The sequence below is a fragment of the Catenuloplanes sp. NPDC051500 genome, from assembly GCF_044454585.1.
In the GTDB taxonomy this organism is placed as follows: domain Bacteria; phylum Actinomycetota; class Actinomycetes; order Mycobacteriales; family Micromonosporaceae; genus Catenuloplanes.
In genome coordinates this window covers 269,038-289,455 of the sequence record NZ_JBITDX010000003.1, presented here as the reverse complement: position 1 = coordinate 289,455, position 20,418 = coordinate 269,038, and the positions used below count along the sequence as shown (strand labels likewise).

Sequence of the window (20,418 nt, the reverse complement as noted above, 5' to 3'; positions counted from 1 at the left end):
TCACGTTAAACTCTGCTGCCGTGGGCCGAAGCGCCGCGTTTTTCGATCTCGACAAGACCGTCATCGCCAAGTCAAGCGCCTTGGCCTTCGGTCGTCCGTTCTATCGTGATGGGCTGATCACCCGGCGGGACGTCGTCAAGTCGGCGTACGCCCAGCTCATGTTCCGGCTCGGCGGCACCGACGAGCAGACCATGGCCCGCACCCGCGACTACCTGGCGCAGCTGTGCAAGGGCTGGTCCGTGGAGCAGGTGGGTCAGATCGTCACCGAGACCCTGCACGAGCTCATCCATCCGTACGTGTATGCCGAGGCCACCGCCCTGATCGCCGAGCACCAGGCGGCCGGACGGGACGTCGTGCTGGTCTCCGCGTCCGGCGAGGAGATGGTCCGCCCGATCGGCGAACTGCTCGGCATCACCGACGTGATCGCCACCCGGATGGAGATCGTCGACGGCCGGTACAGCGGCCAGGTGGAGTTCTACGCCGCCGGCCCGGCCAAGGTCGAGGGCGTCAACCGGCTGGTCGCCGAGCGCGGCTACGACCTGTCCGAGTGCTATGCGTACTCGGATTCCAGCAGTGACCTGCCGCTGTTGGAATGCGTCGGTCATCCGAGCGCGGTCAACCCGTCCCGCACGCTGCGCCGGACCGCGATCGAGCGCGGCTGGCCGATCCTGGAGTTCCGCCACCCGATCGCGATCGGCCGCCGCCTGCGCACCCAGCCGGCCGTCCCGATCACGGCCGCGGCGCTCAGCGTCGGTGTCGGCGTCGTCATCGGCATCGCCTGGTACGGCCGCATGCGCAAGGCCCGCGCCGCAACGGCCTGAGCTGGTAGAACGAATCAGGCACTCCCGTAACACGATCCGCCAAGAGCCTGGCGATCAAGCTCGCGACGGTGTAGAAAAAGAGGGCGGGCGCGACCCGCTCACGACCACCGGGCACCCACGCGCAGCCTGCCGCATAGGCACGTGGCATCGGATCCTCCGGGACCGGTGCAGACGACGATACGGACACGCTTGATAACCCGGACCGGGCGTGGTGACGGCGCCTCGTGATCGAGGCGCCGTCCACGCACGGCCCACCGGAAGTCCGATCAGGGCCCGGCACAACAGGCAACGCAGACGTGCCAAGACCCGAGGCATACTTGCACAAATGAAGACACACTGGACCCGCCCGTACCCACCGGGCAGCGGGCGGTGGCTCGTGATCGCCTGGGAGGCCGCGAGCATCACCGCGCTCGGCTGGACCAGCGACCGGCTCTTCGGCTTCGACCTGCGCGCCACAGTCGTCTTCTCGCTCATCCTGGCCGTGGCCTGGGCGATCGGCGCGTTCCGCATCGCCCGGATGGGCGTCTACGTGAGCGATCTCGGCGTCCAGGTGCGCGGCCTGTTCTGGACCCGCACGGTCCGCTGGCCCGCCATCGACCGGTTCCGCATGCAGGACGTGACCTACCGGGTCGGCGCGTTCCGCATCCCGAGCGGCCTGACCGTGCTGATCGACCGCCACGACGGCGCCGAGATCAAGACGGAGCTGTGGGCGCAGGGCGTCGACTTCCACTCCCGCCCCGGCCTGTTCAGCCAGGTCTTCCACGACCTTCGCGAACGCCACAACCTGCAGCTCAGCACCAATAACGCCTGAGGGCCGGCACGAACACAGAGCCAGAAGCAGATCTTCCCGCTTCCGCCGGGGTGCGGCCCGCATGCTCCCGCGGGCAAACCGAGCGGCGGGCAAAGACTCCGCTGGCGCTCCGCTTTCCCCGCCGCTCGGAGCCGGTCCCGCGGTGGACCCGCCACACCCTGAACACTCGGAGCCGGTTCCGCGGTGGACCCGCCACACCCTGAACGCTTGGCGCCGGTCCCATGGGTTGGTCCCGCGACACCCTTAACAGCATGGCGGCGGTCTCGCGACACCCTGGAACAGGTCAGGACCGGTCCGGCGGTGGGCCCGCGACACCCTGAGGCAGCGTGGCGGCGGTCTCGCGACACCCCTGGAACGGCTCAGGGCCGGTCGTGCGGTGGGCCCGGGACACCCGGACGAGCGTCGCCGCTCAGGCCGCGGCAAGCACCGCGTCGCCGATCGGGGCGATCTCGTCGGCGCCGGCCTCGACCGCCGCCGCGTAGTGCCGCAGCCAGGAGCGCAGTCCGTCAGGCGTGCCGGTGGCGAACGCGCTGGCCGCGCCGACGTACTCCGGTTCGCGCGCCAGGTGGCCGACCTCGACCGCGATCAGCCCGCGCGGGTCGAAGCCGGTGGAGAGCAGCGTCAGCCGGGCCGCGGCCCGCGCCACCACGCCGGAGGGGCCCTCGAACGGGCGCAGGTTGAGCAGCTCGCCGTGCACGATCGCGGCCAGCAGCAGCGGCGGCACCCGGGTGCCGCCCGCCACCAGGCCCATCAGTGTGTCCAGCCGGGCCGCGACCACCGGGTCCGCGACCGGCCGGCCGAGCGCGTCGTCAGTGACCAGACCGCGGGCGGCGAGCACGTGCAGCCGGGCCAGGACCTGGCGGGGCGCGGTCTGCCAGCGCGGCGCCAGGCCGTCCACCGCGCCGACCACGCGCAGCGCGCCCTGCATGACCGGGTCGGTGACGGCGCCCTGCCGTACCACCTCGAGATCGTGATGTGCACCCTCCAGGGCGGCGCTTGCGACCGCCGCGCGAAGCCCGACCTCCGCGGCGACCTGGCCGCCCTTGCGGCGCAGCGCGCGGTGCCGCATCGCGGCGTCCGCCCGGTCACGCGCGGTGGCGACGGCCGCGGAGATGTCGGCCAGCTCCATCAGGGGTGCGAGGGGATCCACGGACGCAACGCTACCGCCCCGGGCTTCCCGGGGCCTGTAGCGAGGTGGGCGCAGCGGCCCGGTACCGGCCCTGGTCACAGCCCATTAGGAAAGACTTAGGGGAAATCGACCCGTAACAGTCCCTTCACGGAGGAAGGGAGCGGTGCAAAGATCAACCAGTGGGCGCTCACCGTGCGCCATTCGGCGCGTACGGTGACCGCGCCTCGCCGCTCACCAGGTCCGACGATACTCTCGGGCGGAGACCTGGATCACACGGACGTCTGACGAGGAGTTCATCGATGAGTGAGACCTTGGCGAATCTTCTCAAGGAGACACGGACGTTCCCGCCGCCCGCCGCGATCGCCGCGGAGGCCAACGTGACCGACGCGGCCTACCAGGAGGCGGCCGACGACCGGCTGGCGTTCTGGGAGACGCAGGCGCGCCGCCTGGAGTGGTCGAAGCCGTGGGACCAGGTACTCGACTGGTCCAACCCGCCGTTCGCGAAGTGGTTCGTCGGCGGCGAGCTGAACGTGGCCTACAACTGCCTCGACCGGCACGTGGCCGCGGGGAACGGCGGCAAGGTCGCCATCCACTGGGAGGGCGAGCCCGGCGACACTCGCACGATCACCTACAACGACCTGCTGGCCTCGGTCAGCCAGGCGGCGAACTACCTCACCGAGATCGGTGTGGTGGCCGGCGACCGGGTCGCGATCTACCTGCCGATGATCCCTGAGGCCGCGGTCGCCATGCTTGCCTGCGCGCGTCTCGGCGCCACGCACAGCGTGGTCTTCGGCGGCTTCTCCGCCGACTCGCTCAGCAACCGGATCAACGACGCCACCGCCAAGGTCGTGATCACCGCGGACGGCGGCTACCGGCGCGGCAAGCCGTCCGGTCTCAAGTCGATCGTCGACGAGGCGCTGCAGAGCACGCCGAGCGTCGAGAAGGTGCTGGTCGTGCGCCGCACCGGCCAGGACGTGGCCTGGGGCGACAAGGACGTGTGGTGGCACGAGACGGTCGAGCAGGCTTCGGCCGAGCACGCCGCGCAGCCGTTCGACGCGGAGCACCCGCTCTTCATCCTCTACACGTCCGGCACCACGGCGAAGCCGAAGGGCATCCTGCACACCAGCGGCGGGTACCTGACGCAGGCCGCGTACACGCATCATGCGGTCTTCGACCTGAAGCCGGAGACCGACGTCTACTGGTGCACCGCTGACATCGGCTGGGTGACCGGCCACTCCTACATCGTGTACGGCCCGCTTGCCAACGGCGCGACCCAGGTGATGTACGAGGGGACGCCGGACACGCCGAGCAAGTCCCGGTTCTGGGAGATCGTCGACAAGTACAAGGTCAGCATCCTCTACACCGCGCCCACGCTGATCCGCACGATGATGAAGTGGGGCGCGGACATCCCGGCCGGCTTCGACCTGTCCTCGCTGCGCATCCTTGGCAGCGTCGGCGAGCCGATCAACCCCGAGGCCTGGATGTGGTACCGGGAGACGATCGGCCACAACAACACGCCGGTGGTCGACACCTGGTGGCAGACCGAGACCGGCGCCATCATGATCTCCCCGCTGCCCGGTGTGACGGCGGCCAAGCCCGGCTCCGCCATGACCCCGCTGCCCGGCATCGTCGCGGACGTGGTCGACGACCAGGGCAAGTCCGTACCGAACGGCGGCGGCGGTTACCTGGTGCTTCGCGAGCCGTGGCCGTCGATGCTGCGCACGATCTGGGGCGACGACAACCGGTTCGTGGAGACCTACTGGTCCCGGTTCGAGGGCATGTACTTCGCGGGCGACGGCGCCAAGAAGGACGACGACGGCCACATCTGGCTGCTCGGCCGCGTCGACGACGTCATGCTCGTCTCCGGCCACAACATCTCCACCACCGAGGTCGAGTCCGCGCTGGTCTCGCACCCGTCGGTGGCGGAGGCCGCTGTCGTCGGCGCCACCGACCCGACCACCGGGCAGGCGATCGTCGCGTTCACCATCCCGCGCGGCAACGTCGACACCAGCGGCGACGCGGGCGAGGCGCTCATCCAGGAGCTGCGCAACCACGTGGCCAAGACGCTCGGCCCGATCGCCAAGCCGCGCCAGATCATGCTTGTCGCGGAGCTGCCGAAGACCCGCTCCGGCAAGATCATGCGCCGGCTGCTGCGTGACGTGGCGGAGCACCGCTCGCTCGGCGACGTGACCACGCTTCAGGACTCCACAGTGATGGACCTGATCGCCAGCGGAATGCAGAACAGCAAATCGGACGATTAACAAAAGACCGGCGGGGGTACGGACAAAGCGACACTCATCCGTACCCCCGAATGTCTTTCGGTATTTTCTTACTGGGCACCCCGGATGCGCGTTCGCAGGGCAGCCCTACGCTTACCCCATGATTGACGACGCCAGCGTGCTGATCGAGGGGCCGTGGACACACCGGTTCGTCGGCGCCAACGGCAGCAGATTTCACGTCGTGGAGGCGGGCACCGGCCCGCTCGTGCTGTTCCTGCACGGATTTCCCGAATTCTGGTGGGCGTGGCATCAGATCCTTCCGCAGATCGCCGACGCCGGTTATCGGGCCGTCGCGATGGACCTCCGCGGTTACGGGGCGAGCGACAAACCACCACGCGGGTACGACGGCTACACGCTCGCGGCCGACGTCGCCGGCCTGATCCGCGCGCTCGGTGAACGGTCCGCGGTCGTGGTCGGCGCGGGCGCCGGCGGCATGATCGGCTGGACCACCGCGGCGTTCCACCCGCAGATGGTCAGCCGGCTGATCGTGATGGGCGCCGCCCACCCGCTACGGCTGCGCACCGCCCTCATCTCCGACCCGCGCGGCCAGATCGCGGCCACCACCCACACGCTCAAATACCAGCTCCCACGGTACGAGCACACGCTCGCCCGGGACAACGGCGCCGAGGTCGGCAACATGCTGCGCCGCTGGGGCGGGCGCGAGTGGGTGAACAGCCCCGGGTTCGCCGACTACGAGGCGAAATGCCGGGAGGCGATCACCATCCCGCAGGCCGCGTTCTGCGCGATGGAGGGCTACCGCTGGGCATTCCGATCCGTGCTGCGACTGCACGGCTACCGATTCGTGAAGCTCATGCAGCGGCCGCTGATCACGCCGACGCTGCAGATGCACGGCACCCAGGACATGGCGATCCTGCCGCGCACCGCCCAGGGCTCCAGCCGGTACGTCCGGTCCTCCTACGAGTGGCTACCGCTTGTCGGCGTCGGCCACTTCCCGCACCAGGAGGCCCCGTCGCTTGTCACCTCGGAGATCCTGCGCTGGGTTAAGTAGCTGGATGAATGGCTGGGCTGAATGGCTGGTCGTCGCTTCGCTCCTCCGGGCTCGGCGCCACTCCCGGCGGTGACACATTTTCCCGGGGGGAAAATGCGTCACCTCTGGTCGCCCGCGCCTCACGTGGGCGGTGCGGGCCGTGGGGGGACCGGAGAAACTGCAGCAAAGATCAAGACCGGCGGCTAGGGCACGGGCGCTACGGCACTGGCGCTAAAGGGGTGCTTTAGATTCGGGTTTCGCGGAGGTCGGTGACGGCGGCGAGGGGGGCCCAGCCCTGGTAGACGCCGAAGTCGAACTCTTCCAGGCCGAGCGCCTGTGCGACGGGGGCCTTGCCGCCCGTGTACTCCACCCGCAGCCAGCCGTCGGCCTCGCCGAGCACGATGAACGGCTCGCCCTGCCACGTGCAGGTCGTCCGGACATACGTCAGGTCGTCCACCTCGCCGGTGTGAAGCACGCGCACGAACCGGCCAGGGCGCACCTCGCTGAAGCCGTCGCCCGGCTGCGGCTGGTAGATGCGGACGTTGTCGCCGTCCGGGCTCGCCTCGTACTCGCGGTTCTGGTAGCGGACCACATAACCGTCGCGCATCAGCTGTTGCCGGCCTTCCGCCAGGTCATCGAGTCCGTGTCGAGCACCGCGAGCAGCGACTGCCGGCCCGAGCGGTCCACGCTCCACAGCTCCGAACCGTGCGGCAGCCGGGCACTGTCCACCTTGAACTCGGCGATCACGTCGGAGCTGTCGCCGGGCGCGAACCCGTTGCCCCGGAACGGCGCACGCTCGATCACCCAGCCCTCCATCGCGCGCATCGCACCGTCGTTCTGCCCGCCGTACGGGATCCGGTACAACGACGGCCGGTACGCGGGCCAGCGCAGCAGGTACACGGTCTCGGTCTCGGCCCGGTACACCGAGCCCGGGTAGATCAGGCCCAGCGCCGTCAGCAGCTGCGTCGGCGTGCTCAAGTGCTCGACCTCGTTGGCCCGGTGCACGAAGCCGGACACCCGGTCGTACCCGCGGCTCAGGAAGTAGTCGACCTGCTCCGGCCCGACCGTCTTCTGCATGACGGTGGGCACGTTCGGGTCCGGTGGGCGGGACGCGGGCGCGGGCATCTCGGCCACCCGCACCGGCGCGGCCGTGATCGGCTCCTCCGGCTCCGAGTCCTCGCCGAGACCGACCTCCTTGGCCCAGCTGGCCAGCGCCACGATCTGGCTGCCCGGCAGCGTCGCGCCGACCGGGCTGCCCGGGTTGACCGCGAACGACAGGCCCGGGTCCGGCCAGTGGCGGATCAGGTGGGCGAACTTCACACCGACCGTCTCGACCGCCTCGCCGCCGACCAGGTGCTCGGCCAGCCGCTCCGGAGAGGTGAAGACCACCACGTACCGCTCGTCGTCGATCACGTCGGTACGCCACGCGAAGTCCGGGTCGCCCGGCCGCGAGCCGGTGCGACCGCTGCCCGGCTTGAGCGGCAGCAGCACTCGGGCCAGCAGCAGCGTGGAGAGGAACGAGTCGGTGCTGCCGTCGCCGGCGGCCGTGAGCAGGTCCTCCTCGACCTCGTTCGCGGCGACGAACCCGGCCAGGTCGGCCGGCGGCGCGGTCTGCGACTCCGGGCGGTAGGCGGGCGTCGGCGCGGGCGAGAACGGCCGATCCGGATCCGGCGCGTACGCCCCGGCATCCGGCTGCTGGGTGGTGTACGACGGCGAGCCCGCACCGTAGGAGGGCGCTTCGCCGGGCGCGGCCCAGACGTGCGGCCCGCGCTCCGGGGCCGCTGTCTCCGCCTCCGGCTGGTACGTGGAGCCGCGCAGGTAGTCGTTGGCCTCGTCGACCGGGACCGCGCCGCCGTAGACGGTCGGGGTGGCGCTGGCCTGCCGGCGCGGCAGTCCACCGGGGCCGACCACGGGCGTCTCGTCGGGCCCCGCCGGTGACGTGGGTGCCGCCGGTGATGTGGGTGCTGCAGGTGATGTGGGCGCCGTCGACTCGGCCGGAGTGGGCCGGGCCGGAAGCGGGTCGGCACCAGGGCGGGTGGGCAGCGCGTCAGACCCGGGCCGGGACAGCAGCGAGTCGGCGCCGGACCGGGCGGCCAGCAGCGAGTCCACACCGGGCCGGGTCAGCGGGTCCGGGCCGGGCCGGGCCGGAAGCGGATCGGCGGGCGGACGTGACGTGAACGCGTCAGTGGCCGACCGCGATGCGTCGGCGCCGGGCCGGGACGGGAACGCGTCAGTAGCCGACCGCGATGCGTCGGCGCCGGGCCGGGACGGGAACGCATCGGCAACCGGCCGCGGCGCGAAGGCGTCAGCGGCCGATCGGGCCGGCGTTTCCTCCGAGGCAGGCGGGAAGGCGGCCGGGCGGGCCGGGAAAGCGCTCGCCGCCGAGGGACGCTTGGGCATCGACTCGCCGCCCGGGGGCCGCTTCGGCAGCGTCTCCGCGGCGGACTCCGCGGACTGCGGCGAGAAACCGCTTGAGTCCGGCCGCGGCGTGAACCCGTTGCCCTCCGGACTGCCGTTCTCCGGCCGCGCCGGCAGACCACCACTCGCCGCGCGCTGCGGGAATCCGCTGCTGTCCGGGCGTGGCATGAAGCCGTTGCCCTCAGGGCGCTGCGCCGGTGCATCGCTGCCGGGCCGTGCGGCCAGCGGGTCCGCCGCGGGCCGGAACGGCGCTGGCGCACCGAAGTCGGGCCGGGTCGGGCTGAAGTCCGCCTTCGGCGCCGACTCTCCGCCACCGGGCCGCTTCGGCAGCGACTCGCCACCGGGCGGCCGCTTCGGCAACGCATCGGTCCCACTCCGCGCGACCGGCGCGTCGGAACCGAACGACGGCAGGTCAACCGCGGGCGCGTTCGACCCGAACGGCGGCAGGTCCCTCGCCGGCGCATTGGACCCGAACGGCGGCAGGTCCCTCGCCGGCGCGTTCGACCCGAACGGCGGCAGATCCGACGACGACGGCGTGAACGTCTCCGGTCGCGACGGCAGCGGGCTGAACCCCGGCGGCCGGGTGTCCGCGCCGCCCGGCTCTGTGGCGGGCCGCCTCGGCAGCCCACCCTCGCTGTGCGACGGCGTATCCGTCACGCCCGCGCCGTACCGCGGCGGCGTGGCAGGGAACGCCTCGCCGTACCGCGGCGGGGACGTGTCCCCACCGGCCGGAACCGTCTCGCGCGGCCGGGTCGGCAGTGGATCGGCGGTCCGGGCCGGGAACTCGTCCCCGTTGGACGCGGGGCTCCCCGGCGACGCCGCCCACCGGGTGGGTCCGGGGTCGGTGACCGGCAGGCCCGCGGACGGCTCGGTGCTGGTGATCAGCCCGGCGCCGTCGAGCGTGCCGGGTGACTGTGCCAGGCCGGGCGCGGCGATCGCGGCCGCAACCTCGTCCTCGCTCGGCGGCTTCATGCCCGGCACGGACGCGGTGGCGCGGGCGCGGTTCGCGTTGTCGGCCTTGATCAGGCGGGCACGGGCCCCCATCGTCCGCCCCGGCAGGCGCACGTCACCGCGCGCGAGCTGGGACACGAACCAGGCCGGGAGGTAACCCTCGATGGGCAGGCCGGGGTTGACGGCGAGCCACCAGTCCGGGTTCGGCCAGCCGGAGGCCAGCTCGGTGTACGGCACATGGCGCGTCGACCCGGCGTGCTGGGCGAGGCAGGCTTGCAGCGAGGCGGCCGAGGTGAACGCCAGCACGTGCGTGCGCCCGCCCGTCGTCCACGTGCCCCAGCTCAGCGGGCCGCCGCCGCTCGGGGTGTCGCCGGAGACGGGCAACAACAGCTCCGTACGCGCGAGCACCTGGAAGTAAGCTTCCTGGTCCTCCTTACGGAGGGCCTCCCGCATGGCCTCTTCGGCCTCGGTGGCCGGCTCCCAATCAGTCACGGCCACCTCCCTTCAACCCATCAGGCCAGACGCATTCGCGTACAACCTACAAGGTAGATCCAAGATCACAACGCGCGGCCGGAGTGGGTCACAGAGTCAGGTTCTCCCGGCTACCATTCGCCGCAGCGAAGGAGGCGGGATGCGTGGCCGAGCAGGCATCGCCGCAGTCACCGTGCTGTGGACTTTGACGGGATTTATCCCTCCAGAACCCACCATGCCACAGAAAACCGCCACGCACCTGGCGGGCATCAGAACACAACTCTCCGCTTTCGCGCCAGTACCCCTTAGGGCACACTCGACCACCGCTCCGGCGTGCGAAACGACCGTCCCGGCTTCCGGCATCGTCCGGGACGAGCCCTGGGCCCAGCGGCGGTACGGCGCCGGCCGCCTCTCCCCGGTCGCGGACGGCACCGGCATCGTGGTCGCGGTGATCGACTCCGGTGTCGACCCCACCCACCCTCAACTGGCCGGACACGTGCTGCCCGGCGCCGACTTCCTCGACCCCGGCGGCGAGGGCATCCACGACTGCGTCGGGCACGGCACCGCGGTCGCCAGCCTGATCGCTGCGGCCCCCGCGGACGGCGTCGCGTTCCACGGCCTCGCGCCTGGAGCACGGATTCTGCCGGTACGGGTAAGCGAGCAGCAGATCGTCGACGGCGCGCAGACCGGCCGGACCGTGCCGCCGGACCGGTTCGCCGCCGCGGTCCGCTGGGCGGTGGACAACGGCGCCGACGTCCTCAACCTCTCCGTGGTCCTCTACGGCGACGACCCCGCCGTTCGGGCAGCGATCAGCTACGCCTCGGCGAAGGACGTGGTCGTGGTCGCCGCCGCCGGTAACCAGCACGGCGGGAGCGACCCGCCCCGGCCGGCGGACCCGGTTCCCTACCCGGCCGCGTACGCCGGGGTCCTCGGCGTCGGCGCGATCACCGAGGACGGGCAGGCGGCGGACTACTCCCAGGCCGGCGCCTACGTCGACCTGGTGGCTCCGGGCGCGCACGTGCTGACCGCGCGGCCCGGCGGCGGGCACGCCTACGCGGACGGGACCAGTTACGCCGCGCCGTTCGGCGCCGCGACGGCCGCGCTTGTCCGGCAGCGCTCGCCCGAACTGACCGCCACCGAGGTCATCGAGCGGATCATCGCCACCACCGACCCGGCCCCGGGCGGACCGAGTAGTGACGCGTACGGCTACGGCGTCCTCAACCCGTTCCGCGCGGTCTCCGACGCCGTTCCCGCGCCGCGGTCCACCCGGCCCGGCCCGGCCGCGGCACCGGCGATCCCGGCAGCTCAGGCCGCAGCCGCCGCCGCCCGGAACGACAGCACACCCCGCGCGCTCACGCTCGCCGCCGCCGGGCTCGCCGCCGTGGTGCTCACGCTCACGCTCGCCGTGGTGCTGCCCCGCGCCCGCCGCCGACGGTGGCGCGCAGCCGCCGAACTCGACGACGCCTCCTAGGCGGATCCCGACGGCCTGCGGCGGGGCCCGGGGCGGCGCCGAGTCCGCCCGGGTCCGATGAACATCGGGTCCGATGAACATCGGGTCCGATGAGCGCACGCCTGGCAGCGTCAATCGAAGAGCGCACGGTTCCGCTGCTCGGCGGTCAGGTAGTCGGCGGCCGAGTCGTCGACCGCGCGCCCGATCTCGCCGAGCGACGCGGCCAGCTCACCGGCCGCGCGACGCCATGCCTCCCGCCGCTCCGCGTAGGCGCGCTGTGCCACGCCACCCCATGTCTCGTTCAGCGGGCGCACATCGGTGTCCAGTTCGTCCAGTGTGGAGTCGAGCAGCGCGCGTGCCGCCGCGATCTCCGCCGCCACCCGCCGCAGCGCCGCAACGTCGACGACAAGCATCATCCGCCCCACTCCCCCGCCCCGAGGCGAACCGCCGCCGCGATCTGCCACGCCGCCCCGTCGTCCGTCGCCACGTAGCGGGCCGCCGTCGCCCGCAGCAGCACGCCGGTCTCGGCGAGCGCGCTCACCAGCGCCTCCTGCTCGGCGGCCCAACCACGTCGCACCTCTTCGAACGCTTCTCCGCCCCGGCCCTGCCAGACCGTCGATCCGCCGCGCCCCGGCCAGGCCGCCCGCACGCCGTCCAGCAGCGCCCGCAGCCGCGCCGCCGCCTCCTCGCACCGCACCGCCGCGCCCACAAGCGCCGCCACGTCCACTGTGGTCACATCTGCCATCCGCCGCACCTCCCGAAGTCGTCCGGCGGTTCGGAAGGTAGCCAGCCCTGCCGCCCTCCGCGACCCCACGGCTCAATAGCCGCATGCCGGGAGCGCCCGGGCGTTTCTGAGGCAAACCCGCGCCGTCGACCAGCGCAAACGCCGAGCCGGGCCGCTGTACGAAGGGTCACCGGAACCGCAATCGGTCACGACGAGCGCGCCGCCGCGGCCGGGTCCAGCGCCGCTCCCTCAGGGATCAACGCGACAAGTGCGGCCGGCAACCGGATCGGCACGGCCTCCCCGTACCCCAGCATGGTCTTGACCTCGGGGGTGGCGAGCGCGTGGCGGCGGCCCACGTCCGTGACCAGGCTGACCGTCCCGCCGGTGGCGCCGGGCGCGGAGACCGACTCGACAAGCGCGGCCCGCCCCGGTTCCATCCGGACCGGCGGCGGAGAGGCGTTGCCGTCCGGCAGCGGCACCGCCACCCGCAGACCGCGTAGTTCGGAGTCGGTGGCTCCGAGAGTTCCGCACAGCGCCCCTTCCACCGGGATCAGCGCGGGTGTGGTCGCGGGCCCGTCCGCCGGCCGGAGGTCACCGGCCCGCGGCGCTGACGCGTAGGCCGACTGCGACATCTCGGACGGCCCGGACTGGCCGGCCCGTGGGTCGCCGAGCAGCAGATCCGCCTGCACCTGGGTGATCGCGGCCAGGCCACCGGACAGCATCACCGCGTACTCCCGGGCACCGCTCTGGGTGGTCACCACGTGGACCCGCCCGACGATCGCGCCAGGCATCGCGGCGGACGGGCGCCCGAGGCCCGGCACCGGTGGCGGCGCGAGCGGGGCACCCAGCGCCATGCTGTTGAGCAGTTCCGCGACCACTGCGGTGGGGCGGGCCGCGCCCCAGCCGAGCGCGGCGAGCACGGCCTGCGACGCCACCGGGTACCGCCGGTCGCGCCAGAGCAGATATGTGTCCGGGCCCGCCGTCACCAGCGCCCCGGACTTGTCGAGCTCCGTCCCACCGGCAGGCGGGGACCCCGCCCACAGCACCGGCGACGCCGCGGACGAGCAGAGCGCCCACGGCGCCCCGGCCAGGCGATCCGCGGGCGGCAGCGAGTCCGGCGCGTCCGCGATGCCCAGCGGCGCGCCGCGCGGCACGTCCTCGATCGACCGCCGCGACACCAGCACGGTGTCCGGCGCGCCCGCGAGCAGCAGCGCGGACGTGTAGTTGGCCACCGGATGCAGTCGGGGCTCCCGGTAGACGTACCGGGCGCCGGTCTCCTTCTCCACGACGACCACGGACGGGTCGCGCCAGTTCGTGGCGCCCCCGCCGGCGAACAGGTCGTAGAGCAGCACCGCGCCGGCGCCGATCGCGGTGACGAGCAGCCCGGCGAGCACCGCGCCGCCGCTGCGGGCGAACGGCGCACGGGCCGGGTCGGTCTCGCGCGTCACGAGCGCGGCCACCACCCGGCGGACGGCGAAACGGTGCGAGTGGAGCTGGTCCTGCCGGGACGGCACAGCACCCTCCAGGGTGTGTCGGCCGCTGCATGCGGCTACAGACCGGGAGATTAGCGCGATGACCGTCGATCCGTGGCCCAACTCGGACAAAACGGTCACGCGCCGTCATAGCCGCTGGTGACGCTGTGGCAAGATCGGAGCGTGGGCATCCTCATCCGACTCGGTATCAGTGCGCTGGCGCTCTGGATCGCCACGCTCATCGTGCCGGGCATCACGCTCGACACCGACTCCCTTCCCGGCGCGGTCGGCACGCTGTTCGCGGTCGCCGTCATCTTCGGCGTGGTCAACGCGGTGCTGCGCCCGCTGATCAAGCTGGTCGGCTTCGGGTTCTACCTGCTGACGCTCGGCCTGATCGCGCTTGTCGTGAACGGTCTGCTGTTCATGCTCACCGGCTGGATCGCGGGTGAGTTCGACCTGCCGTTCACGGTGGACGGGTTCTGGGCGGCAGTGCTCGGCGCGCTGCTGGTCGCCGTGGTGAGCTGGACGCTCAACTTCCTGGTGCCGGACGGCGACGACTGAGTTACCTGGCTCATATGCAAGGACCGGTAGCGATGGGACGCCTTACGGTGTGCCAATGGACGAGACACGCCGCGGACTCGCGTACGGCCTGACCGCGTACGCCATCTGGGGTTTCTTCCCGCTCTACATCCGCTGGCTGCGCCCGGCCGGTGCGGTGGAGATCCTCGCCCACCGGGTCGTCTGGTCCGTCGTCTTCGTCGCCGCACTTCTCACGATCGTCCGCGGCTGGTCGTTCCTGCGCGAGATGGGTGGTCAGCCGAAGCGGCAGGCGGGCATCGCGCTGGCCGCCGTGCTGATCGGCATCAACTGGGGCGGCTACATCTACGGCGTCAACTCCGAGCGGGTGGTCGAGACCGCGCTCGGTTACTTCATCACGCCGCTTGTCGTGGTGCTGCTCGGCGTGGTGGCGCTGCGTGAGCGGCTGCGGGTGGCGCAGTGGGCAGCGCTCGGTGTGGGCGTGCTTGCCGTGGTGGTGCTGACCGTGGACTACGGCCGGCTGCCGTACATCGCGTTGACGCTTGCCGCGAGCTTCGGCAGCTACAGCCTAGTGAAGAAGAACCTGGCGCTGCCGCCGACCGGCGGACTGTTCCTGGAGTCGGGCGTGCTGGCGTTGCCCGCGCTTGCGTATCTGATCTGGCTGACCGCGACCGGCGACTCCACGTTCGGCTCGGAGGGCGCCGGCCACCTGGCGCTGATGGTGATGTCCGGCGCCGCGACCGCGATCCCGCTGATCCTGTTCGCGGGCGCGGCGAACCGGCTGCCGCTCACCGCGGTCGGCATCCTGCAGTACGTGGCGCCGATCCTGCAGCTCGCGGTCGGCCTGTTCGTCTTCCACGAGCCGATGCCCGCGGCCCGCCTGGCCGGTTTCGCGCTGGTCTGGGTCGCGTTGATCATCTTCACGGTGGACGGCATCCGGGCGGGCCGTGCCGGTCGCCGCGCGGCGACCCCGGAAGCCGTGGCCGCCTAATCCACCGTGTACGTCAGCAACTGCGTGTTGTCAGACCGGATCAACTCCAGTCGATCCAGCTCGTCCCCCGTGTAATGCGTCAATCCGGTGAAGTCGAGCTTGTCCCCCGGGCCGGCCCACCATGATCCGAGCTGCTCGTCCGTCCCGTCGGTCCCCTTGGCGACCAGGCGGAACAACAGCTTCTTGCCTTCCTTCCCGCCCGGTGCCTCGTAGGCGCACTCCATGAAGACCGACGTCCCGTACTCCCGGGCCGTCAGCCCCACCGAGGCGGCGATCGGCACGGTGTCCGCGACCGGTTTCATCTCCGACAGCGAGACCGGCGGCCCCGACGAGGAGGACTGCGTGCCCCCCGCGACCGGAGTGGTGCCGTTCGACCCCGCACCGCTCAGCGCGTCCGCGCCGAAGCCCACCACGAGCGCGAGCGCGGCCGCGGCGGCAAGCGTTCCGGCGTACCGCCAGCGGTTCGTGCGCCGGCTCCGGCGTCGTTCCGTGGTGGCCGCCGTGATGACGCGGGGCAGTCGTGAGTTCTCCGCGGCGGGGACGGCGAGATCGGCGAAGTCCGCCGGGTCGAGCCGTCCGAGCAGGCCGGGCAGGACCGCGATCTCCGCGACCGCCTCCCGGCAGAACGAACAGGTGGCCAGGTGTCGCTCGTAGGCGGCACGTTCTCCCGGGGACAGTGCGCCGAGGACGTAAGCGCCATCGTCGTACGCGTAGTCGCACCTCATCGCATCACCCCCATTTCTTCCAGCGCCATGCGCAGAGCTCGCAACGCGTAGTGGGTCCTGGACTTGACTGTGCCGGGCGGTATGCCCAGCCGTTGCGCCGCTTCCGAAACCGATCGCCCCTGGTAGAAGCACTCCACCAGAACCTCGCGGTGCGCAAGCGAGAGCCGGGACAGAGCCTCGGCCACGGTCCACGCCTCCACTGCGCGGTCAGCCTCGTCTTCCGTTGGTGGTGGTTCCGGCAGCATGTCGGTGATCACTTCACCGGGTCGTGCCGACCGCCGTCGCCATGCGTCGATCGCCAGGTTCCGTGCGGTCGTGAACAGCCACGCCCGGACCGAACCCCGCTGCGGGTCCAATGCCTCGGGATGACGCCAGGCACGAAGCAACGTCTCCTGACACAGATCCTCGGCGCGCTGACGGTCTCCGCCGGCAAGCCGGAGTGCGTGTGCGAACAACGCGTCCCCATGCTCATCGTGCAAGACCCGCAGCAGCGCGGTGCCCTCGTCCGTCAAGCGCCACCCCCCTTTCCTGGTTCTAGGTACGCGGCCGAGGGCACGAACGGTTCAAAGCGCTGTTCAGATGCGCCAATTCACCGTGCGTTCATTTGTCGGCAACCGTCGGTGAGGGGTTCGGATCACGACGTTCTGGCAGCGTGCGGCACGCACGGCTGAACGGACGACGACGGCCGTGCTCGTCCACGCCCCTGCCTTCGGACGTGGAACACCGATATGTCCATCCGACGAGGAGGCTCCACCCCATGTCCGAACGCCCCCGCCTGCTGCCGCTCATCGGCCAGGCCGGCCACCGCGGTCGCAGCTCGATGACCTGCATGTACCGCTGTGGCAACGCGTGCGACCACCCGGTTCCGAACGAGTCCGGTAACGAGTACTTCGGCGACCTGGTCTCCGGCGAGGTCTCCCGCCGCGGCGTCATGCGGGCCGGCGCGATCGGCGCCGTGGTGCTCGGCTTCAGCGGTGCCGCTGCCGCGGCCGCCAGCCCGGCGATCGCCGCGCCCGCCGCGGAGACGCTGCCCGCCACGTGGAAGCCCGGCAACGGCAACGGCACCAAGGGCAAGCTGGCCTTCAAGGCCACCCCGCCGAACACGCTGGACAGCTTCGTGGTCCCGAACGGCTACGACCACGCCGTCGTGATCAAGTGGGGCGACGAGGTCGTTCCCGGCGCGCCCCGCTTCGACCTGGCCTCGCAGACCGGCAAGGCGCAGTCGAACCAGTTCGGCTACAACAACGACTTCGTCGGCGTGATCCCGCTGGACAAGCGCGGCAACAAGGCGCTGCTCGTGGTCAACCACGAGTACACGAACGAGAACCTGATGTTCCCCGGCTTCACCACGCTCGACGCGCTGAGCCCGGAGCAGATCAAGGTCGCGATGGCCGCCCACGGCCTGTCGGTTGTGGAGATCGAGCGCGCGGGCGACACCGGCGAGTGGGCGGTGGTCGACAACGGCCGGCGCGTCTACAACCGCCGGATCACCGCGTCCGAGACCCAGTTCGCGTTCACCGGGCCGGCCGCCGGCTCCGCGTGGCTGAAGACCGCGGCGGACCCGCGCGGCACCACGCCGATCGGCACGGTGAACAACTGCGCCGGCGGCGTCACGCCGTGGGGCACCGTGCTCTCCGGCGAGGAGAACTTCAACCAGTACTTCGTGGGCGGCGACGCGCTCCCCGCGGACCTGAAGACGAAGTACGGCCGCTACGGCATCACGACCTCGGCCCGCTACCCCGCGGACAGCCGCAAGTGGGAGCGCGTGCAGGAGCGCTTCGACCTGGCCAAGCACCCCAACGAGGGGCACCGCTTCGGCTGGATCGTCGAGATCGACCCGTTCGACCCGGAGGCGAAGCCGCGCAAGCACACCGCGATGGGCCGCTTCAAGCACGAGGGCGCGAACGTCATCGTGGCGAAGAACGGCAAGGTCGTGGCGTACATGGGCGACGACGAGCGGTTCGACTACCTCTACAAGTTCGTCTCGGACCGGAAGTTCATCGAGGGCGACTCGTCCTACGCCCGGAAGAACAACCTGTCGCTGCTCGAGTCCGGCACGCTCTACGTGGCGAAGCTCGGCTACACAAGCGCCGCCGAGATCGACGGCACCGGCAAGCTGCCGAGCGACGGCGCGTTCAACGGCGCCGGTAAGTGGATCAAGCTGGTCAGCGGCAACAAGTCCTTCGTGGACGGCATGACCGCGGCCGACGTCCTGGTCTTCACCCGCCTGGCCGGCGACAAGGTCGGCGCCACCAAGATGGACCGCCCCGAGGACGTGCAGCCGAGCCTGATCACCGGCAAGATCTACGCGGCACTGACAAACAACACCAACCGCGGCGTGGGTACGAACGCGGCCGCCGACGAGGCGAACCCGCGCAACGCCAACAAGCACGGCCACATCTTCGAGATCACCGAGGACAAGGGCGACCACACCGGCGAGACGTTCACCTGGGCGATCCCGATCGTCTGCGGCGACCCGGCCGACCCGGCAACGTTCTTCTCCGGATACGACAAGACCAAGGTCTCGCCGATCTCCTGCCCGGACAACGTCGCGTTCGACTCGACCGGCAACCTCTGGATCTCCACCGACGGCAACGCGCTGGGCAGCAACGACGGCCTGTTCGCCACGCCGATCGAGGGCCCGGAGAAGGGCCACCTCAAGCAGTTCCTCACCGTGCCACGCGGCGCGGAGACCTGCGGCCCGTTCATCACCGGCGACGACCGGTCGGTCTTCGTGTCGGTGCAACACCCGGGCGAGATCACCGGCGCCTCGGTCGAGAACCCGGCCTCCAACTGGCCGGACGGCGACATCGCCAAGCCGGGCGTCGTAGTGACCTGGCGTCGCGACGGCGGCTACATCGGCGCCTGACCGCAGTGGGATCCCATCGGGGGTACGGCGCCAGCCGTACCCCCGATCGCCGTAGGTGGGCCTCGACCGTCACGGAAGATCGGGCGTCGATTCCCCGCAAGAAAGTGAACCGCCTCCATATTCCGCAGCAGAAACAGTGAAAAACTGTTATTCCGCACCTCCCCTCGGGGTCGTCGTTTCCCTTCAGGAGACACCGATGACCTGCTCAGATATGTCATCGGCGAGGTCTATTCATCAGTTCTATTGAATGTCTTGAAACATTCTGGCAACCTCCAGGAAGAGCGTGGGATCGCTCCCACAGTCGGCTCCGCGCGCCGATTTGCACGCTCGATCCCCTTCCCATCCTCAGGAGGTTGTCCATGGCCAGAAACAGATCGGTCAGAGCCGGCCTGGCGTCAGCGGCGGGCGCCCTGCTGGCCTCGGCAGCGGTGGTCGTCGCGATGCCCGCGGACGCCGCAGCCGCGGGCTGCTCGGTCGCCTACACCGTGTCGTCGCAGTGGCAGGGCGGGTTCGGCGCCAACGTCGCGATCACCAATCTCGGTGACCCGCTGGATGGCTGGACGTTGACCTGGACCTTCGGTGCCGAGCAAACAGTCACCCAGGCCTGGAACGCCACGCTGACCCAGACCGGCACGACGGTGAGCGCCAAGAACGCCGGATACAACGGATCGGTCGGGACCGACGCCTCGGTGTCGTTCGGGTTCAACGGGTCGTGGACGGGAAGCAACCCGGCTCCGACCGGCTTCGCGCTGAACGGCGTGGCCTGCACCGGCGGCATCACCCCGACCACGTCGCCGACAGGGTCTCCCACCCCATCGCCGACAACCACGACCACGCCGCCCGCCTCGTGTGCCCTCCCGTCGAGCTACCGCTGGTCGTCCTCCGGCGTGCTGGCCACCCCGAAGAACGGATGGGTCGCTCTCAAGGACTTCACCACCGTCGTCTACAACGGCAAGCATCTCGTCTACGGTTCGACGGTCGCCAACGGGTCCTACGGGTCGATGAACTTCGGCCTGTTCACCAACTGGTCCGACATGGCCTCGGCCAGTCAGAACGGGATGGGTCAGGGCACTGTCGCACCGACGCTGCTCTACTTCGCCCCGAAGAACGTCTGGGTGCTCGCCTACCAGTGGGGCCCGACCGCTTTCAGCTACAAGACCTCAAGTGATCCGACCAACGCCAACGGCTGGTCGTCGGCGCAGACGCTGTTCACCGGGAGCATCAGCGGCTCCAACACAGGTGTGATCGACCAGACCCTGATCGGCGACGACCAGAACATGTACCTCTTCTTCGCCGGCGACAACGGCAAGATCTACCGCGCCAGCATGCCGATCGGCAACTTCCCCGGCAGCTTCGGGTCGTCGTACACGACGATCATGAGCGACTCGACGAACAACCTGTTCGAGGCGGTCGAGGTCTACAAGGTCCAGGGTCAGAACCAGTACCTGATGCTGGTCGAGGCGATCGGCAGTCAGGGGCGCTACTTCCGCTCGTTCACGGCCACCAGTCTGGGCGGCACGTGGACCCCGCAGGCGGCCACCGAGAGCAACCCGTTCGCGGGCAAGGCCAACAGCGGCGCCACCTGGACCAACGACATCAGCCACGGTGACCTGGTCCGCAACAACCCGGACCAGACGAAGACGATCGACCCCTGCAACCTGCAACTGCTCTACCAGGGAAAGAACCCGTCGGCCGGCGGCGACTACAACAGTCTGCCGTGGCGGCCGGGCCTGCTGACCCTGCAACGCTGACCCGGCGAGGACGCCACCGGCACAGGGCAGG

General features: G+C 70.8%; 17 protein-coding genes. 9 read left to right on the top strand and 8 right to left on the bottom strand.

What is annotated here, in order from left to right:
- The first annotated feature begins 20 nt into the window (after positions 1-20).
- The gene (locus tag ACIA8K_RS07890) at positions 21-821 is read left to right on the top strand and encodes an HAD family hydrolase (RefSeq protein ID WP_396056184.1); all 801 of its coding nucleotides are present in this window, start codon (positions 21-23) and stop codon (positions 819-821) included.
- 325 nt (positions 822-1,146) lie between these two features.
- Positions 1,147-1,632: a PH domain-containing protein gene (locus tag ACIA8K_RS07885; protein ID WP_396056182.1), complete on the top strand. Its 486-nt coding sequence runs from the start codon at positions 1,147-1,149 to the stop codon at positions 1,630-1,632.
- Positions 1,633-2,041: 409 nt separating this feature from the next.
- On the opposite strand, the gene ACIA8K_RS07880 is transcribed toward ACIA8K_RS07885, so the two are convergent.
- Positions 2,042-2,761: an oxidoreductase gene (locus ACIA8K_RS07880; protein WP_396056714.1), complete on the bottom strand. Its 720-nt coding sequence runs from the start codon at positions 2,759-2,761 to the stop codon at positions 2,042-2,044.
- Between the two features lie 299 nt (positions 2,762-3,060).
- Here ACIA8K_RS07880 and acs point away from each other — a divergent pair, with 299 nt between their 5' ends.
- Positions 3,061-5,022, top strand: a complete 1,962-nt coding sequence (gene acs, locus ACIA8K_RS07875; protein ID WP_396056180.1) for an acetate--CoA ligase — start codon at positions 3,061-3,063, stop codon at positions 5,020-5,022.
- A 118-nt stretch (positions 5,023-5,140) separates the two neighbouring features.
- Positions 5,141-6,049 carry an alpha/beta fold hydrolase gene (locus tag ACIA8K_RS07870; RefSeq protein WP_396056178.1) on the top strand — a complete coding sequence of 303 codons (909 nt, stop codon included), beginning with the start codon at positions 5,141-5,143 and terminating at the stop codon, positions 6,047-6,049.
- A gap of 223 nt (positions 6,050-6,272) precedes the next feature.
- Here the strand turns inward: ACIA8K_RS07870 and ACIA8K_RS07865 are convergent, their stop codons facing one another.
- Both ACIA8K_RS07865 and ACIA8K_RS07860 read right to left on the bottom strand, forming a co-directional pair.
- On the bottom strand, positions 6,273-6,638 hold the full coding sequence (locus ACIA8K_RS07865) for a hypothetical protein (RefSeq protein ID WP_396056712.1): 366 nt from the start codon (positions 6,636-6,638) through the stop codon (positions 6,273-6,275).
- A complete protein-coding gene (locus ACIA8K_RS07860; protein WP_396056176.1) occupies positions 6,635-9,889 on the bottom strand; it encodes an SseB family protein in 3,255 nt (1,084 codons plus the stop codon). Before ACIA8K_RS07860 ends, ACIA8K_RS07865 begins: the two co-directional genes overlap by 4 nt.
- 214 nt (positions 9,890-10,103) lie before the next feature.
- On the opposite strand from ACIA8K_RS07860, the gene mycP reads away from it, so the two are divergent.
- Positions 10,104-11,339: a type VII secretion-associated serine protease mycosin gene (gene mycP / locus ACIA8K_RS07855; RefSeq protein ID WP_396056174.1), complete on the top strand. Its 1,236-nt coding sequence runs from the start codon at positions 10,104-10,106 to the stop codon at positions 11,337-11,339.
- A 110-nt stretch (positions 11,340-11,449) separates the two neighbouring features.
- On the opposite strand, the gene ACIA8K_RS07850 is transcribed toward mycP, so the two are convergent.
- The 3 genes from ACIA8K_RS07850 to eccB form a co-directional block, all read right to left on the bottom strand.
- Positions 11,450-11,734 carry a WXG100 family type VII secretion target gene (locus tag ACIA8K_RS07850; RefSeq protein ID WP_396056172.1) on the bottom strand — a complete coding sequence of 95 codons (285 nt, stop codon included), beginning with the start codon at positions 11,732-11,734 and terminating at the stop codon, positions 11,450-11,452.
- Complete coding sequence (locus ACIA8K_RS07845) at positions 11,731-12,063, bottom strand: WXG100 family type VII secretion target (protein ID WP_396056170.1); 333 nt, start codon at positions 12,061-12,063, stop codon at positions 11,731-11,733. Before ACIA8K_RS07845 ends, ACIA8K_RS07850 begins: the two co-directional genes overlap by 4 nt.
- Positions 12,064-12,248: 185 nt before the next feature.
- Complete coding sequence (gene eccB / locus ACIA8K_RS07840; RefSeq protein ID WP_396056168.1) at positions 12,249-13,556, bottom strand: type VII secretion protein EccB; 1,308 nt, start codon at positions 13,554-13,556, stop codon at positions 12,249-12,251.
- A 141-nt stretch (positions 13,557-13,697) separates the two neighbouring features.
- On the opposite strand from eccB, the gene ACIA8K_RS07835 reads away from it, so the two are divergent.
- Complete coding sequence (locus tag ACIA8K_RS07835; RefSeq protein ID WP_396056166.1) at positions 13,698-14,075, top strand: phage holin family protein; 378 nt, start codon at positions 13,698-13,700, stop codon at positions 14,073-14,075.
- Positions 14,076-14,130: 55 nt separating this feature from the next.
- Complete coding sequence (gene rarD / locus ACIA8K_RS07830) at positions 14,131-15,042, top strand: EamA family transporter RarD (RefSeq protein WP_396056164.1); 912 nt, start codon at positions 14,131-14,133, stop codon at positions 15,040-15,042.
- On the opposite strand, the gene ACIA8K_RS07825 is transcribed toward rarD, so the two are convergent.
- Together ACIA8K_RS07825 and ACIA8K_RS07820 are read right to left on the bottom strand one after the other, a co-directional pair.
- The gene (locus ACIA8K_RS07825) at positions 15,039-15,767 is read right to left on the bottom strand and encodes an anti-sigma factor family protein (RefSeq protein WP_396056162.1); all 729 of its coding nucleotides are present in this window, start codon (positions 15,765-15,767) and stop codon (positions 15,039-15,041) included. The two genes, rarD and ACIA8K_RS07825, sit on opposite strands and share 4 nt — an antisense overlap.
- Entirely contained in the window at positions 15,764-16,258 is a 495-nt protein-coding gene (locus tag ACIA8K_RS07820) for a sigma-70 family RNA polymerase sigma factor (protein ID WP_396056710.1), read from the bottom strand. The genes ACIA8K_RS07825 and ACIA8K_RS07820 overlap by 4 nt, the downstream gene beginning before the upstream one ends.
- Before the next feature lie 266 nt (positions 16,259-16,524).
- Here ACIA8K_RS07820 and ACIA8K_RS07815 point away from each other — a divergent pair, with 266 nt between their 5' ends.
- Both ACIA8K_RS07815 and ACIA8K_RS07810 read left to right on the top strand, forming a co-directional pair.
- Positions 16,525-18,636 carry a PhoX family protein gene (locus ACIA8K_RS07815; RefSeq protein ID WP_396056160.1) on the top strand — a complete coding sequence of 704 codons (2,112 nt, stop codon included), beginning with the start codon at positions 16,525-16,527 and terminating at the stop codon, positions 18,634-18,636.
- A gap of 359 nt (positions 18,637-18,995) precedes the next feature.
- Positions 18,996-20,387, top strand: coding sequence for a non-reducing end alpha-L-arabinofuranosidase family hydrolase (locus ACIA8K_RS07810; protein ID WP_396056158.1), 1,392 nt, complete (start codon positions 18,996-18,998; stop codon positions 20,385-20,387).
- The last annotated feature ends 31 nt before the right edge of the window (positions 20,388-20,418 follow it).

Bases quoted from the DNA above. Each gene is read 5' to 3' on its own strand.
- acs (WP_396056180.1), top strand. From the start codon at position 3,061: ATGAGTGAGACCTTGGCGAATCTTCTCAAGGAGACACGGACGTTCCCG.
- ACIA8K_RS07885 (WP_396056182.1), top strand. From the start codon at position 1,147: ATGAAGACACACTGGACCCGCCCGTACCCACCGGGCAGCGGGCGGTGG.
- ACIA8K_RS07880 (WP_396056714.1), bottom strand. From the start codon at position 2,761: ATGGAGCTGGCCGACATCTCCGCGGCCGTCGCCACCGCGCGTGACCGG.
- ACIA8K_RS07825 (WP_396056162.1), bottom strand. From the start codon at position 15,767: ATGAGGTGCGACTACGCGTACGACGATGGCGCTTACGTCCTCGGCGCA.
- ACIA8K_RS07850 (WP_396056172.1), bottom strand. From the start codon at position 11,734: ATGATGCTTGTCGTCGACGTTGCGGCGCTGCGGCGGGTGGCGGCGGAG.
- ACIA8K_RS07845 (WP_396056170.1), bottom strand. From the start codon at position 12,063: ATGGCAGATGTGACCACAGTGGACGTGGCGGCGCTTGTGGGCGCGGCG.
- ACIA8K_RS07815 (WP_396056160.1), top strand. From the start codon at position 16,525: ATGTCCGAACGCCCCCGCCTGCTGCCGCTCATCGGCCAGGCCGGCCAC.
- rarD (WP_396056164.1), top strand. From the start codon at position 14,131: ATGGACGAGACACGCCGCGGACTCGCGTACGGCCTGACCGCGTACGCC.
- ACIA8K_RS07870 (WP_396056178.1), top strand. From the start codon at position 5,141: ATGATTGACGACGCCAGCGTGCTGATCGAGGGGCCGTGGACACACCGG.
- mycP (WP_396056174.1), top strand. From the start codon at position 10,104: ATGCCACAGAAAACCGCCACGCACCTGGCGGGCATCAGAACACAACTC.
- ACIA8K_RS07810 (WP_396056158.1), top strand. From the start codon at position 18,996: ATGGCCAGAAACAGATCGGTCAGAGCCGGCCTGGCGTCAGCGGCGGGC.